This window comes from Nocardioides sp. JS614, assembly GCF_000015265.1.
Classification (GTDB): domain Bacteria; phylum Actinomycetota; class Actinomycetes; order Propionibacteriales; family Nocardioidaceae; genus Nocardioides.
Genome location: NC_008699.1, coordinates 2,069,706 through 2,085,212, shown reverse-complemented (window position 1 = coordinate 2,085,212; position 15,507 = coordinate 2,069,706). Strand labels below are relative to the sequence as shown.

Genomic DNA, 15,507 nt, shown 5'->3' with positions numbered 1-15,507 from the left:
TGACCATCGCGTGATGCCTCTCTCTAACAGACACATTTTTGTGTCTTAGAGAGAGTCACGCTCGCCGGAGGGCGCTGTCAAGAGCAAACGGCAAATGGTTCAGTCCTCAAGCAGATGCCCGAAGACCAGGTAGCCCGCGGCGAGGAACATCGCGTCGAAGGCGGCGAGCACGCCGAGCCAGCCGGCCACGCCGGCGGTGCCCTCGACCAGGGTCGCGGTCGCGCGGATGGCCGCGATCAGCACGGGCGTGACGAGCGGCAGCAGCAGCACCGGGAGAGCGGCCTGGCGCCGGCCGAGGACCGTGAGCAGGCCGAACAGGCTGCCCAGCGCGCTCAGCCCGGCGACGCCGAGCACGGCCGTGAGCAGCAGCAAGGGTGCCCGGGCGAGCTCGAGCCCGAACAGCACCGTGACGATCAGGCCGGTGCCCAGCACGAGCACCAGCACCTGGACGGCGGCGGCGATGGCCTTGCCCAAGAAGATGTCGCCCTTGTGCAACGGCGCCAGCACGAGCCCGTCGAGCGCGCCCGCGTCGGCCTCGGCCTGGTAGGAGCGGTGGAACAGGTCGACGGCCGCGAAGAGGGCCGCGAGCCAGAGCAGACCGGGCGCCGCGCGCTCGAGCAGCACCCGGTCCGGGCCGAGTGCGAAGCCGAACGCGAGCAGCATGGTCGCGGCGAACGGCAGCACCGAGCCGAGGGCGTACTTGCTGCGCGCCTCGGCCCGCAGGTCCTTGCCGGCGACCGCCCACACCGCGCCGCCGGTCACCGCAGCGCTCCGTCGTGCGCGACCACCCGGCCCGCGTCCATGACGACGCGCCGGTCCACCAGGCCGGTGGGCGGCTGCTCGTGACTGGCCAGGAGCACGGTGCGCCCGCACCCGCGCGCCTCGACGAGCACGTCGTCGACCACCGAGCGCGCGTCCTCGTCGAGGCCGGCGTACGGCTCGTCGAGCAGCACCACCTCGGGCTCACGCACGATGCAGCGGGCGAGGGCGAGCCGCTGGCGCATGCCCTGGGAGAAGCTCGCGAAGCGAACGTCGGCGACCTCGACCAGGCCGACGCGCTCGAGCGCGCCGTCGATGCGGGCGGGGTCGGCGCGGGTGAGCGAGCAGACGAACCGGAGGTTCTCCCGGGCGGACAGCTCGCGGTAGAACCGCGGCTCGTGGCCGAGCAGCTCGATCCGGGCCCGCACCGCGGCGCGCTGCCGGACGAGGTCCAGGCCGCAGACCGTCCCGCTGCCGAAGGTCGGTGACAGCGCGGTCGCCACGACCCGCAGCAGCGTCGACTTGCCCGACCCGTTGGTGCCCGAGAGCCAGATCCGCTCCCCGCGCTGGACCTCGAGGTCGACCTGGGTGATCGCGGGCATCCCGTCGAAGAGGCGGGCCACCCGCCGCAGCTGGATCACGCCCACGCCGAGCCTCCATTCTAAAATAAATCTAGTTGAACATTAGAGAGACGGTAGGTGGCTCGGCGCCCCGCGTCAACGGTGCTCTCGTCCACCCTTGCCGACCTCGCTTCTAACGGTCATACTTTTGCACCTTAGACCGGGAGGGACGATGACCGCAGAGATCGCGCTCGTGTTCGCCGCCGGCGTGATCTCCTTCGCCTCGCCCTGCGTGCTCCCCCTCGTGCCGGTCTACCTGTCGGTGGCGACCGGCCTGGGGGTGGCCGACCTCCAGCAGCGGCGCAGCCTGGGCCGGGTGCTGGCCGGCACCTCGGCCTTCGCCGCGGGGTTCGGCATCGTGTTCGTGCTGCTCGGGCTCTCCGCCACCGCGCTGGGCGGCGCCCTGACCCGCGAACAGGTCTCGATCACCCGGATCGGCGGCGCGATCGTGCTGACGCTGGCGCTGGTGATGTTCGCCGGCACCCTCGACCTGCCGTTCGCGCGAGGGCGGGAGCTCCGCTTCCACCCACGACCCGGCGCCGGCGCCACCTGGGCCGCCCCGGTCATGGGAGCGGCGTTCGCGTTCGGCTGGACTCCCTGCATCGGGCCGGTGCTGGGCTCGGTGCTCACCGTCGCCGCCGGCCAGGACGGGGCGGCCCGCGGCGGCCTGCTGCTGGCCTGCTACGCCGCCGGGCTGACCCTCCCCCTCCTCGTCACCGCGGTGTTCCTCGGCCGGCTGGGACCGACGCTGCGCTGGGTGCGCGCCCGAGGGCTGCTGCTCTCCCGGGCCTCGGCCGTGGTGCTGTTCGGCTACGGGCTGATGCTGGTCACCGACCAGCTCTCGTGGCTGACCCGGGTGCTGCAGGGGGGTGTGCCCGCCCTCTAGGTGGGAACCATGCCAGTGCACGGTTCTCCGGAAGGGAGCACGCGATGCTCAGCAGGCTCGCCACCGTCACCGCCGCACTCACCCTGGCCGGCGGGTTGTCGGCCGTCGCGGTGCCGGCGCTGAGACAGCCGCCGGCGGTGCCGAGGGCCGTGGCACCTGCGCAGTTCGACAGGCCGCAGCAGAACGAGTACTTCCCGCTCGAGCCGGGCACGGTCACGCGCTATCGCGGCACCGACGAGGGTGACCGGTTCGTCGAGCGGGTGCGGGTCACGCACCGGACCAAGCGCATCCAGGGCGTCACGACGACCGTCGTCCGGGACACCCTGCGCCGCGCCGACGGCAGCCTGGCCGAGCAGACTTCCGACTGGTACGCGGCCGACAACGACGGCAACGTCTGGTACTTCGGCGAAGCGACGGCGACCTATGACAGGTCGGGCCGCCTCGAGAGCCGCGAGGGCTCCTGGCGGGCGGGGGTGGACGGGGCCGTCGCCGGCCTGATCATGCCCGCGGAGCCACGCCCGACCGACGCCTACCGCCAGGAGTTCCTCAGGGGCGAGGCCGAGGACCAGGCCTGGATCGTGCAGCGCAACGCCTCGACCACCGTGCCCTACGGGACGCTCCATCACCTGGTGCGCAGCTTCGAGTGGACCCGCCTCGAGAAGCCGGTGCTCTCCCTCAAGCTCTACGCCCCCGGCCTGGGCATCGTCCGGGAGAAGGACATGTCCGGCGGGAGCGAGTCGTTCGTCCTCGTCTCCGTGCGCCGGCACCGCTGACGGTCGGGCCCCGGACGACGCTCAGCTCTCGAGCCAGCGCAGGTCGGGCCAGGCGGTGGCGACCACGTCGTGACCGAGCCGCGCCGCCACGGCCTCGTAGGTGGCCCGGTAGTGCTCGGCGATCCGCCGCGCCGCGTCGTCGGGGAGCCGCAGTACGTCGGTCTTCGGCGACGCGTTCACCCGCCGGTCGGTGTCGGCCGGCGCCGGGTCGATCCCGACGAACGCGGCCAGCTCCTGCACGGTCGGCTCCTCGAAGAGCCGCTCGTAGAGGACGTAGTGCACCCCGTCCCGACCGAACACGGCCTCCAGGGCCCCCATCGTGAGCTCGTAGCGGGTGCGCAGCTCGAACCAGGGCTCGGCGTACACCTCGAGCACCCGCTCCTCCGGCGTCCGGTCGTGCCGCTCGGGGCGGCGCTTCTTGTACATCCGGACCGCGGACCAGATCCGCTCGGCCGGCTCGCGCATCAAGAACACCGGCGCCACCCGGATCCCCCGCCGCCCGAAGCCGTCGCGGATCGCGGCCAGCCGCTCGACCGAGAGCATCGCGTAGGACGGCGTGATGTCGGTGGTCGCCCGGATGCCGGGCCGGGAGAGCAGCAGCTCGAAGTAGTCGAAGTACGCCTCGGGGTCGGCGTAGAACGACGCCAGCCGGAGGTTCTCCGGGTCGGCCTCCCGGCCGCGCGCGAGCCGCGCCGCGGCACGCTGGGACCGCTTCATCAGCCGCTCGCGGAAGTGCGCCATCGCCTCGAGGTCCAGGCCGTCCCAGACGTGGTACTCCTTCAAGAACCCCGGGTCGCACTGCGGCGAGGACGCCAGGTGGTCGTGCAACCACGACGTCCCGGCCTTCTGGGCCCCGACGCCGAGCACGAAGGTCCTGCTGTCGGCGGAGGTCGGCACGGCCGCCATCGTAGGCGCTGGCGCCCGGGCCCGGCGGCCGACGCTCGACACCCGACAACGGCGAACGGCCTGACCGGCGGATGCTTCCGCGGCCAGGCCGTTCTTCTGCTCCCCCGGTTGGACTCGAACCAACAACCCTCCGGTTAACAGCCGAATGCTCTGCCAGTTGAGCTACAGGGGATCGGTGCAGCCCGCACAGGTTAGCAATCCGGGCGGACCAACAGAAATCGAGGTGGTCAGACCGGGCCGACGTCCTGCTGGGCGGCCGCGAGCGCCTCCCGGGCCAGCCTGCGCACCTCGGGATCGTCCGGGTCGACGCCCTCGTCGTACTCGTAGACCCACTGCACCGGCCGGTTCCCGGACGGCGCTCGACGAGCGATCACCCGCAGGCCGCGGCGCTCGTCGACCGGCACGTGCCGCTGCAGCACGATGCTGGCGGTGACGCGCTCGCGGACCAGCTCGAGGAGCCGGCCCGGCTCGTCGAGGGTGAAGCGGTGCTCCGGACGCACCTGTCCCCAGCTGCCGACCTCGGTGACCCGCAGCACCTCGGTCTCCTGGTCCCAGTCGGCGGCCTCGACGTCCTCCCACGGGATCCGGACGGTCTCGCTCAGCTCGAAGGCGGTGCCGCCGCGGGAGCGCACCAGGTAGAGGGCGTCGCGGGTGCCGCCGAGGTGGCCCTCGGCCGCGACGGCGTCGGCGAGGAGCCGCTCGCCGCGCTCGACCCGGATCGGCGGGCGCTGGCGACGCCAGGGGCTCACGTGGCACTCCCCGCGAGCCGGTCGCGCAGCGCCCGGCGGTGCGCCTCCAGCGCGGCGAGCTCTCCGAACATCTTGTTGAACTCCTCCGCATGCTCGACCGGGTTGGTGCGCTGCAGCTTGGACTTGATGGCCGCGATCCGCCGGGCCGCGGTGAGCTCGAGCAGCCGGAACACGTGCTCGGCGACGTACGCGGCGTCCGGCTCCTTCTTGAGCGGCTCGACGGCGAGTGCGCTGATCACCGAGGAGGCCGCCGGGTCGGTCGCGGCGTCGCGCAGCCGGTTGGCCCAGGACGGGTCGCCGGCGCCCGCGCCGGGGCCGCCGGCCGCCGCGACCAGCTCCCACACCGCCCGGTAGGTCGGGTGGACGAAGTCGTTGGGGCCGATGTCGCCGGTGCTGCGACCGATCGTCATCGGGTGCTGGATGACCAGCTGGAGGGTCTCGCGCTCGATCGCGAACCGCGGGTCGTGCAGGCTGGGAACCGCACTCCGATTCGTCGGCGGTTCGGCAACCGCCCCGCGGTCCCCGTTCCGATGCCGCGCCACGACGCGCCTGACTTCGACGAGGACCTCGTTCGGGTCGACTCCTGTGAGCTCGGAGATGTCGCGAGCAAAGGAGCTCTGGGCCACGGAGTTGTCGCGACTACTCAGCACGAGCTTTGCGGCTTCCCTCACGGCGGCGATCCGGCCGTCCGCCCTATCCAGGTCGAACTCCCGAACGACATTGGTGAGGACGAATCGGTAGAGCGGCACCCGGCGGGCGACCAGCTCGCGGACCGCGGCGTCGCCCTGCTGGATCCGCAGGTCGCACGGGTCGAGCCCGCCGGGCTCGACGGCGACGTACGTCTGGGAGACGAAGTTCTGGTCACCGCCGAAGGCACGGAGCGCGGCCTTCTGGCCGGCGGCGTCGCCGTCGAAGGTGAAGATGATCTCGCCGTGAGTGACCTGGTGGTCGTTGAGGAAGCGGCGCAGCACGCGAGAGTGGTCGTCGCCGAACGCGGTGCCGCAGGTCGCGACCGCGGTGGTCACGCCGGAGAGGTGGCAGGCCATCACGTCGGTGTAGCCCTCGACGATCACCGCCTGGGAGGAGCGGCCGATGTCGCGCCGGGCCAGGTCGATGCCGTAGAGCACCTGGCTCTTCTTGTAGATCGGGGTCTCGGAGGTGTTGAGGTACTTGGCGTCGATCCGGTCGTCGTCGAAGATCCGGCGGGCACCGAAGCCGATCGTGTCGCCGCTGGCGTCGCGGATCGGCCAGAGCAGCCGGCCGCGGAACCGGTCGTAGCCCGACGGGCCGATCAGCCCGCCGACCGTCATCTCCTCGGCACTGAAGCCCTTCTGGCGCAGGTGCGTCTTCAGGGCGTCCCCATCGCGAGGAGCGAAGCCGATGCCGAAGTGCTCGGCCGCGGCCTGGTCGAAGCCGCGCCCACCGAGGAACTGCCGCGCGACGAGAGCGTCCGGGGTGGCGAGCTGGTCGGCGTAGTACTCCTGGGCGACCTTGTGCGCCTCCACGAGCCGCCGCCGCGGCGGACCCTTGGGCCGTTCCTCGCGGACGTCGCCCTCCTCGCGGCGCAGCTGCACGCCGACCTTGTCCGCGAGCCGCTCGACCGCCTCCCCGAAGGTCAGGCCGTCGATCTTCATCAGGAACGTGATGACGTTGCCGCCCTCGGAGCAACCGAAGCAGTTGCCGGTGAGGATGTTGTCCTCGAGCGTGAACGCGTGACCGTCCTCGACCTCCGCGCAATACACCTCCTCGACGCGGTCCGTCTCCTCGACCGCCTGGACCACCCACCCCCGTCGCGCATACTTCTTGGTCGCCTCCGCGAAGCGCCGCCGGTGCTCGTCGAGGAGGAAGAAGCTCTCGGTGAGGTCGTCGTTGACGAAGTGCACCCGGTGCAGGTCGGAGTGCTCCTTCCCCAGCCCTACTCGCGACTGGGTGGTGATGCCATAGGTCGCGATGCCGAGTCGCGTGGTGACCATCCGTACGAACTCGAGGTTCTCCCGCCGGGCCGAGTTGAGGATCACGGTCCCATCGGCCGCGACGCAGCCGTCGGCGGCGAAGTAGCCGGCCAGCCACCCGTACAGGTAGGAGACCGACTCATCGGGGTCGGGCAGCTCCTTGAAGAAGCGCGGTAGATGGTGCACCAGGAGGTTGTCACCTGAAGCCGAGGTGTGGCTGTTCGAGAACCACTTCAGCATCGCCAGGTCCTTCGGGGGGCGCAGCAGTGCCATGCTGCCGGTGCCCGACCGGGTCCCGTCGCCGTAGGTGAACCCGTGCGCGATGCCGAACGGTGACGGTGTCGTCCGCTGGATCCGCGAGCGAGGGAACTTCGAGACCAGTCGATCGCCGGCCTTGAGCTCCTTGGTCAGCACCTCACGATGCTTCGATCCAGTCCTTCCAGAGGGAACGAACCAGCGGTGGCCGTCGGTCGCAAAGAGCTCTTTGCGCTCACGGTTCCGCGTGACGACGATCCGCCACAGCCGCTGCACGCCGTAGGACTTCAAGGGCGCTTCTGCCCAGTCGCCGTGCACGTTGAGGATCCGGTGGGTGCCACCGGCAAGCTCGCTGATCGGCCGCGGCCCGTCCCAGGTCAAGACCTTGGTCTCGCCGGCCAGGCAATGGAAGAACCCGCGACTCGGGTTGACGTTGAACGACGGGGACTTCTCGTCGTGGAACGGGCAGAGCCCCTTGAGCGAGCCGCCGCCGGCCGGGCGCAGCGTCACGTACTGCGAGACGACGTCGTCGATGCGTGCCTTCTCGCGCACCTCGGCGATGTCTTCATCACGGATCCGCCCTGCCACGGTGCGGAGTCTATGTCCCGGTCAGTAGTCGTCGGACATGATGTTCCACAGCCGCTCCCCCGCCGCGTAACGGTGCAGCTGGTCGCGCACCAGCCGGTACGCCCGCGGCCACATCGCGCTGCTCGCGCCGCCCACGTGCGGCGAGATCAGCAGGCCGGGCGCGTCCCAGAGCGCGTGGTCCTCCGGGATCGGCTCGGGGTCGGTCACGTCGAGCGCTGCCCGGATCCGACCCGAGTCGAGCGCGTCGATCAGGGCAGGGGTGTCGACGACCGCACCGCGGGCGACGTTGACCAGCAGCGCACCCTCCTTCATCGCGGCCAGGAAGCCCGCGTCGACCAGGCCGCGGGTCTCCTCCGTGAGGGGTACGACGAGCACCACGACGTCCGCGTCCGGGAGCAGCCCGAGGAGCTCGTCGATGCCGTGCACGCCGGCGCGTCGGGTGCGGGCGACCCTGACGACCTCGACCTCGAACGGCAGCAGCCGGGCCTCGATGGCCCGCCCGATGGCGCCGTACCCGATCACCAGCACGCGCTTGTCGGCCAGCGCCGGGCGCCACCCGGGCGCCCACTCGTGCCGGGCCTGGGCGCGCACGAAGTCCGGGATCCCGCGCAGGCTGCTCAGGATCAGGGTCAGCGCGAGCTCGGCGGTGGAGGTGTCGTGGATGCCACGGCCGTTGCAGAGCGTGACGCCGTCCGGCACGCGGCCGCGCAGGTTGTCGACGCCGGCCGTGACCGTCTGGACCACCTCGAGCCCGGTCATCCGCGGCAGCACCTCCGCGACGCGGCTGCCGACCTGGTAGGGCGGCACGTAGAACCGGACGTCGCCGACCGTGTCGGGGACGTGCTGCGTCGGGTCGACCACCTGGTAGCGCAGGCCCTCCGGCGGGTCGCCCAGCTCGGCGGGGTCGAACGGCAGCCAGACGAGACGATCGCTCACGAGGGTCGAGCCTACGGCGGGGCCGGGGACCGAACCCGGGGCGGTTCGCGGCCGGACCGTCCGACCAGAGCGTGCCCCGTCTGTCGTCTGGGTCGAACTGCCCCGAATCTCGCCCGCCCTGCCTTGCGTGCCGGGGACTGTCTCGACAAGCTCGACCAACGGCGTCGCGGCCGTGGTCAGCGCGAGCGGAGCGACTCGTGCCAGGTGAGCGCGCTGGCATCGGTCAGCGAGGCGACCTGGTCGATGACGACCCGCAGGCGGGCCGCGTCGTCGGCCGCGGCGCGCCAGTCGTCGGCGAACGCCCGCTCGAGGGCATCCGGGCCGCGGTGGGCGAGGACGGCGACCAGCTCGGCGAGCAGCTCGCGCTGGCGCACCATCGCGGCGACCCGGTCGTCGGCCTGCATCACGTAGTAGGCGGCGATGCCCTTCAGCACCGCCATCTCCAGGCGGGTCCGCTCGGGGACCACCAGATCGGCGGCGTAGCGCACGAACGGGCCGTCGCTCGCGGCGAACGTCGCGTGCTGCACCGCCCCGCAGAAGCGTCCGATCAGGTCGCTGGTGAGGTTCTTGAGCGCGCCCAGCGAGCGGCGGCTGGCGTCGTACGGCGCCTCCGGCCAGCTGCCGACCTCGCGCAGGCCGGCGAGGGTCGCGCCGAGGACCTCGTCGGTCGCGTCGGGGAGGTACCAGTCGCGCACCGTCGCCCAGACCGCGGCCTCGTCGATCCGGGTGAGGTCGACGCGGCCCGCGACGATGCCGTCCTCGATGTCGTGGACGGAGTAGGCGACGTCGTCGGCCAGGTCCATCACCTGCGCCTCGAGGCACTGGTGGGTGCCGACCGCGCCCCGGCGCATCCAGTCGAACACCGGCCGGTCGTCGTCGTACACGCCGAACTTGCGCACCAGCCGCGGCGACCCGTCGGCGTGCACCCCTTGCGGCTCCTCGGCCGCCGACCGCGGCCAGGGGTACTTGGTGCAGGCGTCCAGGGTCGCCCGGGTGAGGTTCAGGCCGACCGACGCACCGGAGGCGTCCACGGTCTTCGCCTCGAGCCGGGTGAGCAGCCGCAGGGTCTGGGCGTTGCCCTCGAAGCCGCCGCAGGACTCTCCGAGCTCGGCCAGCACCCGCTCGCCGTTGTGGCCGAACGGCGGGTGCCCGAGGTCGTGGGCCAGCGCCGCGGTCTCGGCGATGTCCGGCTGGCTGCCGAGGGCCCGTGAGAGGTCGCGCGCGACCTGGGCGACCTCGAGGCTGTGGGTGAGCCGGTTGCGCACGAAGTCGTTGCTCTGCGGGCCGACCACCTGGGTCTTCGCGGCCAGCCGCCGCGAGGCCGCCGCGTGGACGAGGCGGGCGCGGTCGCGCTCGAACGGCGTCCGCTCGGGGGCGTCGACCCGCTTCGGCGGCTCCTCGACCAGACGCGCGCGCGCGGCGGCGTCGTACAGCTCCAGGTGTTCCATCGCTGCAGACCCTAGTGCGACCGACTGACCTTCGACTTGGGACCTCGGGCCCTACCGTGACCCGCGCCACATTGAAGATCGTTGAGGCATGACGCGGATCGACGAGTACCGTTCCGACCTCGGTCGGCTGGACCGCGCCGCGTGGCCGGGCTACCTCGACCGGCACTCCCACCTCCCGGGCCCGCGTGGGAACATCGAGCTCGCGATGGCGTTCGCCGAGCTCGCCGACCTGGCGCTGGACGACGAGCTGATCGCGAGCGGCGACGAGTACCGCACCTTCTGCGGGGTCCTCGGCCTGGGCGCCACCGCGGCGGATCCGGAGGTGCAGGCGCGCCTGCGCGAGCTCGCCACCGACGAGCGCTGGCGGATCCGCGAGGCGGTCGCGATGGCGCTCCAGCACTTCGGCGACCTCAACCTTCCGGCCCTGGAGATGGTCGTCCTCGACTGGGCGAACGACCCGCGTCCGCTGGTGCAGCGCGCCGCGGCTGCCGGCATCTGCGAGCCACGGCTGCTCGTCGGGCCCGCCGCCGCCGCGGTCGCGATCGAGGTCTGCCGGCGTACGACGCGCGCGCTGGCCGACCTGCCGGCCGAGCGCCGCGGCGACAGCGAGGTGCGGACCCTGCGGCAGGGACTGGGCTACTGCTGGAGTGTCGCGGTCGCCGCCGACCCGGCCCAAGGCCTGCCGGCGTTCTGGGCGCTCGACGACGCCGACGCCGACATCGCGTGGATCGTGCGGGAGAACCTGCAGAAGGCGCGGCTCACCCGACTGCTGTGAGCCCCGCGGGCCGCCGGAATTCCCCGAGGGTCAGCCGTTCGTGGCGACGTGCACGTGGTCGTAGTGGTCCGCGGTCGCCGACCCACGGGAGGACATCGAGCGCCAACCCTCGCTGGCGCGCTCCGGGGTCCAGATCTGCTGGCGCCAGAGGATGTCGTAGAGGTTGAGCTCGGCAGCATGCTGCTGCAGGAACTCCGCGATCGCGTTGCCGAGCGCGACGTCGCTGGTCATGATGTCCAGCGCCCGGCCGGACGCGTGCTCACCGTGGTCGTCCCAGCCGCCGTACGAGGTGATCTGCGGGAAGGCGTGGCACACGGAGCGGTAGACGTAGACCGCGTCGGAGGTCAGGCCGTGCTCCACGCTCGGGTCCGGGCAGGGCGCCATGGACAGCCCGGCGGCCGCGGTGAGCGGCTTGTCCTCGGACAGGTAGCCCGCGGTCACCCACCGCGACTTGCCCTGCCACACGACCTCGACCCGCTCATCGGTGGAGCGACCGGTCACCAGGATCCGCTTGCCGGCCTCGAGCTCGCCGACCTGCACGGCGTCCTCGCCGGGGTTGGACCACAGGTTGAGCACCGTGGTGGTCCACAGCTTCGTGTCGGCCCGCCGCACGGCGCGCTCGGTCGCCGCCCGCCGCTGCTCGAGCTTCTCGGCCCGCTTGTCCGCTGCGCCGACGCGCGAGCCGGCCCGGGACAGGGGCGCCGGCCGGTCCGCGGCGGCCCCGAGGTCGGCGGTCGTACCGGCGGTCTCCTGAGCGACCAGGTCGCGCGCCTCCGGGTTGGTCGCGACCACACCGAGCGACACCGCGGATGCGGTTGCCAGGACGGCGAGGGGTGCGGCGATGAAGGCGGCTCGGGGCTTGCGTCGGGCATCGGCCCGCTTGTGGCGATGCTCTGCCACAGCGCTGATCCTTTGCTGTTGCTGTCGGGGGTCTGCCCCTGCCGTGGACACCCGAGAAAGGTCACGAATCGGCAACGACCGCCCGAGTCAACCACACGCCCCGCGGTCTCCGGAATCGGGGGGCAGCAGGAGCGGCGTGTTCCTCGTCACCCGCCGGTGGTCTCGTCCGCGTCCTCCTGGACGTGCCGGCCGCGACCGTCCGCGTCCTCGAGCCAACCCTCGGGCAGGGCGACCTTGGCCCGCGGCGATCCCTGGCGCCCGCGCGGGGCGCCCAGCTCGCGCTCCGGGAACGGCTCGTCCGGGTCGAGCTCGGCCAGCAGCCGGTCGAGTGCCGCGAGACTGTCGACCAGGCCCAGCGAGCGCCGCATCTCGCCGCCCGCGCCGAAACCCTTGAGGTACCAGGTCACGTGCTTGCGGAACTCCTTGCAGCCGCGCTCCTCCCCCAGGTGCTGGCACAGCAGCTCGGCGTGCCGGCGCATCATCGCGGCCACCTCGCCCAGGGCCGGCAGGGTCGCGACGTCCTCGCCACCGAACGCGGCGGCGAGGTCGCGGAAGAGCCAGGGCCGGCCCAGGCAGCCGCGGCCGACCACGACGCCCGCGACGCCGGTCTCCTCGACCATCCGCAGTGCGTCCGCGGCCTCCCAGACGTCGCCGTTGCCGAGCACCGGGATGTCCACGTGCTCGACCAGCGCCGCGATCGCGTCCCAATCGGCCGCGCCGGAGTAGGCCTGCGCGACCGTCCGGCCGTGCAGCGCGATCGCCGCACATCCGGACTCCTGCGCGATCCGGCCGGCGTCGAGGTAGGTGAGGTGATCCTCGTCGATGCCCTTGCGGGTCTTCATCGTGACCGGCACGTCGTACGGCGCGGCCGCGGCGACGGCCGACTCCAGGATCTCGGCGAGCAGCCCGCGCTTCCACGGCAGCGCGCCGCCGCCGCCCTTGCGGGTCACCTTGGGCACCGGGCAGCCGAAGTTGAGGTCGATGTGCGCGACGCCGTACTCCGCGCAGAGGATCTCGGCGGCCTTGCCGACGTAGGCCGGGTCGCTGCCGTAGAGCTGGACGGAGCGGATCGTCTCGAGCTCGTCGAAGACCAGCATGTCCTTGGTGTGCTGGTCGCCCTCGACCAGCCCCCGACTGGTGATCATCTCGCAGACGTAGAGGCCGGCCCCCTGCTCGGCACACAGCCGGCGGTAGGCCGCGTTGGTGATGCCGGCCATCGGCGCGAGCACCACCGGGGTGTCGACGCGCAGCGACCCCAGGGCCAGCCCCCCGGCCGGACTGCCGGTCGGTGAGGTGGGCGAGGACATGCAGCCATTGTCCGGGGCCGCCGTCCGGCGCCCCAAATCGGGCTCAGCCGCCGCGGGTGCCGCCCTTGCCGGCCCGGGTGCCGCCCTTGCCGGCCTTGGGGTCGGCCTTTCCGCCCCGAGTCCCACCCTTGCCCTGCGTCCCGCTCTTGGGCTGGTCCGCCTGCGGTGCTTCGTACTTCGCCACGTCGCCGCTCCAGGTGATCGGGTTGAAGGTCTCCTCGGGACGGAAGCTCACCGACACGAGGTCGCCGTGGTCGGGCGCCAGGTAGACCAGGCACACCCGCGCCGTGTCGCCCGGCGCGAACTTCTCCGGGAACGGCGTGCTCGGGCAGGCCTGGAAGGAGCTCGCGAACGGCGTCGGCTCGAGCAGCACGTTGTCCTCGTTGACGACGTAGAGCGGCACCGGCCGGCCGCCGAGGTCGGTGTCGCCGACGTTCTCGACCCGGGCCCGCACGTAGTAGGGCGTCGACGCCTTCTGGGCGTCGCTGAGCTGCCAGGCCGAGAAGTCCTTGATCGAGGTCTTCTCGAGCCTGGTGACGGCGATGTCGAGCGCGCCGACCTGCTCCTGGCGCGGGTGGTAGGCCACGACCGCGTGGTCGCCGACCGCGAGCTGGCTGCCCGGCTCGGTGAGCTCGACGCCGTCGGGCACCGGGAGGTACGGCGTCGCCCCGGTCGAGGCGGGCGGCACCGTGAGCGTGCTCTGCTCCTCGGGCTGGGCGCCCTCGTCGGATCCCGAGCAGCCGCCGAGAGCGAGCGCGCCCGCGACGGCGGCCCCGAGCAGTGTGGTGAGCCGGATCATTCGGTCATTGTGCATGCCGAGCGGTCAGCAGCCGATCAGACGCTCGGCGAAGTACGCGCTGATCCGGTCCAGGCCGATCCGCTCCTGCTGCATGCTGTCGCGCTCGCGGACGGTGACCGCCTGGTCGTCGAGCGTCTCGAAGTCGACGGTCACGCAGTACGGCGTACCGATCTCGTCCTGGCGGCGGTAGCGGCGGCCGATCGCGCCGGAGTCGTCGAAGTCGACGTGCCACCCGGCCCGGCGCAGCTCCATGGCGAGGTCCTTGGCCTTCGGCGAGAGGTCCGCGTTGCGAGAGAGCGGCAGCACCGCCACCTTGACCGGCGCGAGCCGCGGGTCCAGGCGCAGCACGGTGCGCTTGTCGACGCCGCCCTTGGTGTTCGGCGCCTCGTCCTCCTGGTAGGCGTCGACGAGGAAGGTCATCAGGCTGCGGGACAGGCCGGCGGCCGGCTCGATGACGTAGGGGACGTAGCGCTCGTTGTTGGCCTGGTCGAAGTAGGAGAGGTCCTGGCCGGAGTGCTTGGAGTGGGTGCTCAGGTCGAAGTCGGTGCGGTTGGCGATGCCCTCGAGCTCTCCCCACTCCGAGCCGGCGAACCGGAACCGGTACTCGATGTCGACGGTCCGCGTGGAGTAGTGGCTGAGCTTCTCCTGCGGGTGCTCGAAGTGGCGCAGGTTGTCGGGGTCGATGCCGAGGTCGACGTACCAGCGGGTGCGCTCGTCGATCCAGTACTGGTGCCACTCCTTGTCCTCGCCGGGCTTGACGAAGAACTCCATCTCCATCTGCTCGAACTCGCGGGTCCGGAAGATGAAGTTGCCGGGGGTGATCTCGTTGCGGAAGCTCTTGCCGATCTGGGCGATGCCGAACGGCGGCTTGTGCCGGCTCGAGGTCACGACGTTCGCGAAGTTGATGAAGATGCCCTGGGCGGTCTCGGGCCGCAGGTAGTGCAGGCCCTCCTCGTTCTCGATGACGCCCAGGTGGGTCTTGAGCAGGCCGGAGAACTGCCGCGGCTCGGTCCACGCGCCGCGGGTGCCGCAGTTGGGGCAGGCCACCGTCGCGAGATCGACGTCGTCGGGGTTGACGCTGTGCCCTTCGGACTTGGACTTCTTCTCCGCGACCTCCTCCTGGAGGTGGTCGGCGCGGAACCGCTTGTGGCACGACTGGCACTCGGTGAGCGGGTCCATGAACGTGTCGACGTGGCCGCTGGCCTCCCACACCTGCCGCGGCAGGATGATGCTGGAGTCGAGGCCGACCATGTCGTCGCGCATGGTGACCATGGACTTCCACCACTGGCGCTTGATGTTCTCCTTGAGCTCCACGCCCAGCGGGCCGTAGTCCCAGGCGGAGCGGGTGCCGCCGTAGATCTCGCCGCACGGGTAGACGAAGCCCCGCCGCTTGGCGAGGGAGACGACGTGGTCGACGGTGGACGGCGGGGGCTTGGCCACGGTGGCGCTCCTGATGACTTGGCCGGCTGGCTGCCGGTCAGAGTGGGTGATCGGAAGGGCTCAGCCTAACGACCGGGTCGAGGCGACGTTGAGGGTGGTGCCGGGCTCGGCGAGCTCGTAGGCGGACGGCTCGTCCAGGGCGCGGCTCAGGATCGCGACCGCGTGCAGCTTCACGTCGTACGTCGAGAGCGCCCGGCGGTAGCTGCCCACGTTGGCCCACCTGGTGGTCAGCACCCACAGCTCCGGGTCGTCGACGTTCCGGCCGATCTCGCCGCCGGCGTACCCCGCGCACGCGGCGAGCGTGCGGTGCGCGGTCTCCAGGTCGGCACGGAACGGCTCGCCGTCGGACAGCGGGACCCGGAACCTGTTGACGACCAGCACGCGGCGACCATACCGCCTCGCCCCACGATCGAC

At 71.8% G+C, this 15,507-nt stretch carries 15 protein-coding genes, 1 tRNA gene and 1 pseudogene; 3 read left to right on the top strand and 14 right to left on the bottom strand.

Features of this window, described 5'->3' with window-relative positions:
- Window positions 1-99: 99 nt before the first annotated feature.
- Entirely contained in the window at window positions 100-762 is a 663-nt protein-coding gene (locus tag NOCA_RS11310) for a heme exporter protein CcmB (protein ID WP_011755410.1), read from the bottom strand.
- Complete coding sequence (locus NOCA_RS11305) at window positions 759-1,406, bottom strand: ABC transporter ATP-binding protein (protein ID WP_011755409.1); 648 nt, start codon at window positions 1,404-1,406, stop codon at window positions 759-761. Before NOCA_RS11305 ends, NOCA_RS11310 begins: the two co-directional genes overlap by 4 nt.
- A gap of 145 nt (window positions 1,407-1,551) precedes the next feature.
- Between NOCA_RS11305 and NOCA_RS11300 the strand changes: the two genes are divergently transcribed.
- Together NOCA_RS11300 and NOCA_RS11295 are read left to right on the top strand one after the other, a co-directional pair.
- Complete coding sequence (locus NOCA_RS11300; RefSeq protein WP_011755408.1) at window positions 1,552-2,265, top strand: cytochrome c biogenesis CcdA family protein; 714 nt, start codon at window positions 1,552-1,554, stop codon at window positions 2,263-2,265.
- 44 nt (window positions 2,266-2,309) lie between these two features.
- The gene (locus NOCA_RS11295) at window positions 2,310-3,038 is read left to right on the top strand and encodes a hypothetical protein (protein ID WP_011755407.1); all 729 of its coding nucleotides are present in this window, start codon (window positions 2,310-2,312) and stop codon (window positions 3,036-3,038) included.
- A 21-nt stretch (window positions 3,039-3,059) separates the two neighbouring features.
- Here the strand turns inward: NOCA_RS11295 and NOCA_RS11290 are convergent, their stop codons facing one another.
- From NOCA_RS11290 to NOCA_RS11265, 7 genes and pseudogenes are all read right to left on the bottom strand, one after another.
- On the bottom strand, window positions 3,060-3,935 hold the full coding sequence (locus NOCA_RS11290; RefSeq protein ID WP_158305662.1) for a sulfotransferase: 876 nt from the start codon (window positions 3,933-3,935) through the stop codon (window positions 3,060-3,062).
- A 108-nt stretch (window positions 3,936-4,043) separates the two neighbouring features.
- A tRNA-Asn gene (locus tag NOCA_RS11285) sits at window positions 4,044-4,116 on the bottom strand.
- 55 nt (window positions 4,117-4,171) lie between these two features.
- A complete protein-coding gene (locus NOCA_RS11280) occupies window positions 4,172-4,693 on the bottom strand; it encodes a hypothetical protein (RefSeq protein WP_011755405.1) in 522 nt (173 codons plus the stop codon).
- Complete coding sequence (locus NOCA_RS11275) at window positions 4,690-6,885, bottom strand: toprim domain-containing protein (protein ID WP_443189695.1); 2,196 nt, start codon at window positions 6,883-6,885, stop codon at window positions 4,690-4,692. The genes NOCA_RS11280 and NOCA_RS11275 overlap by 4 nt, the downstream gene beginning before the upstream one ends.
- Window positions 6,886-7,302: 417 nt before the next feature.
- Window positions 7,303-7,488 (bottom strand): annotated as a pseudogene (locus NOCA_RS28650) (CHC2 zinc finger domain-containing protein); the annotation flags it as partial.
- A gap of 21 nt (window positions 7,489-7,509) precedes the next feature.
- Complete coding sequence (locus NOCA_RS11270; protein ID WP_011755403.1) at window positions 7,510-8,424, bottom strand: 2-hydroxyacid dehydrogenase; 915 nt, start codon at window positions 8,422-8,424, stop codon at window positions 7,510-7,512.
- Between the two features lie 176 nt (window positions 8,425-8,600).
- Window positions 8,601-9,872: a deoxyguanosinetriphosphate triphosphohydrolase gene (locus NOCA_RS11265; RefSeq protein ID WP_011755402.1), complete on the bottom strand. Its 1,272-nt coding sequence runs from the start codon at window positions 9,870-9,872 to the stop codon at window positions 8,601-8,603.
- Between the two features lie 88 nt (window positions 9,873-9,960).
- Here NOCA_RS11265 and NOCA_RS11260 point away from each other — a divergent pair, with 88 nt between their 5' ends.
- Complete coding sequence (locus NOCA_RS11260; protein ID WP_011755401.1) at window positions 9,961-10,647, top strand: HEAT repeat domain-containing protein; 687 nt, start codon at window positions 9,961-9,963, stop codon at window positions 10,645-10,647.
- A gap of 30 nt (window positions 10,648-10,677) precedes the next feature.
- On the opposite strand, the gene NOCA_RS26500 is transcribed toward NOCA_RS11260, so the two are convergent.
- The 5 genes from NOCA_RS26500 to NOCA_RS11235 form a co-directional block, all read right to left on the bottom strand.
- The gene (locus NOCA_RS26500; RefSeq protein ID WP_011755400.1) at window positions 10,678-11,547 is read right to left on the bottom strand and encodes an SH3 domain-containing protein; all 870 of its coding nucleotides are present in this window, start codon (window positions 11,545-11,547) and stop codon (window positions 10,678-10,680) included.
- A 146-nt stretch (window positions 11,548-11,693) separates the two neighbouring features.
- Window positions 11,694-12,854, bottom strand: coding sequence for a tRNA dihydrouridine synthase DusB (dusB, locus tag NOCA_RS11250; RefSeq protein ID WP_011755399.1), 1,161 nt, complete (start codon window positions 12,852-12,854; stop codon window positions 11,694-11,696).
- Window positions 12,855-12,897: 43 nt separating this feature from the next.
- Window positions 12,898-13,653 carry a hypothetical protein gene (locus tag NOCA_RS25755; RefSeq protein ID WP_049774315.1) on the bottom strand — a complete coding sequence of 252 codons (756 nt, stop codon included), beginning with the start codon at window positions 13,651-13,653 and terminating at the stop codon, window positions 12,898-12,900.
- Between the two features lie 24 nt (window positions 13,654-13,677).
- Window positions 13,678-15,093: a glycine--tRNA ligase gene (locus NOCA_RS11240; protein ID WP_011755397.1), complete on the bottom strand. Its 1,416-nt coding sequence runs from the start codon at window positions 15,091-15,093 to the stop codon at window positions 13,678-13,680.
- A gap of 60 nt (window positions 15,094-15,153) precedes the next feature.
- Entirely contained in the window at window positions 15,154-15,474 is a 321-nt protein-coding gene (locus NOCA_RS11235; RefSeq protein ID WP_011755396.1) for an antibiotic biosynthesis monooxygenase family protein, read from the bottom strand.
- Between the last annotated feature and the right edge of the window lie 33 nt (window positions 15,475-15,507).

Excerpts from the sequence above, each read along its gene's own strand:
- NOCA_RS11300 (WP_011755408.1), top strand. The coding sequence starts at position 1,552 with ATGACCGCAGAGATCGCGCTCGTGTTCGCCGCCGGCGTGATCTCCTTC.
- NOCA_RS11295 (WP_011755407.1), top strand. The coding sequence starts at position 2,310 with ATGCTCAGCAGGCTCGCCACCGTCACCGCCGCACTCACCCTGGCCGGC.
- NOCA_RS11275 (WP_443189695.1), bottom strand. The coding sequence starts at position 6,885 with ATGCTGAAGTGGTTCTCGAACAGCCACACCTCGGCTTCAGGTGACAAC.
- NOCA_RS11265 (WP_011755402.1), bottom strand. The coding sequence starts at position 9,872 with ATGGAACACCTGGAGCTGTACGACGCCGCCGCGCGCGCGCGTCTGGTC.
- NOCA_RS11260 (WP_011755401.1), top strand. The coding sequence starts at position 9,961 with ATGACGCGGATCGACGAGTACCGTTCCGACCTCGGTCGGCTGGACCGC.
- dusB (WP_011755399.1), bottom strand. The coding sequence starts at position 12,854 with ATGTCCTCGCCCACCTCACCGACCGGCAGTCCGGCCGGGGGGCTGGCC.
- NOCA_RS25755 (WP_049774315.1), bottom strand. The coding sequence starts at position 13,653 with ATGATCCGGCTCACCACACTGCTCGGGGCCGCCGTCGCGGGCGCGCTC.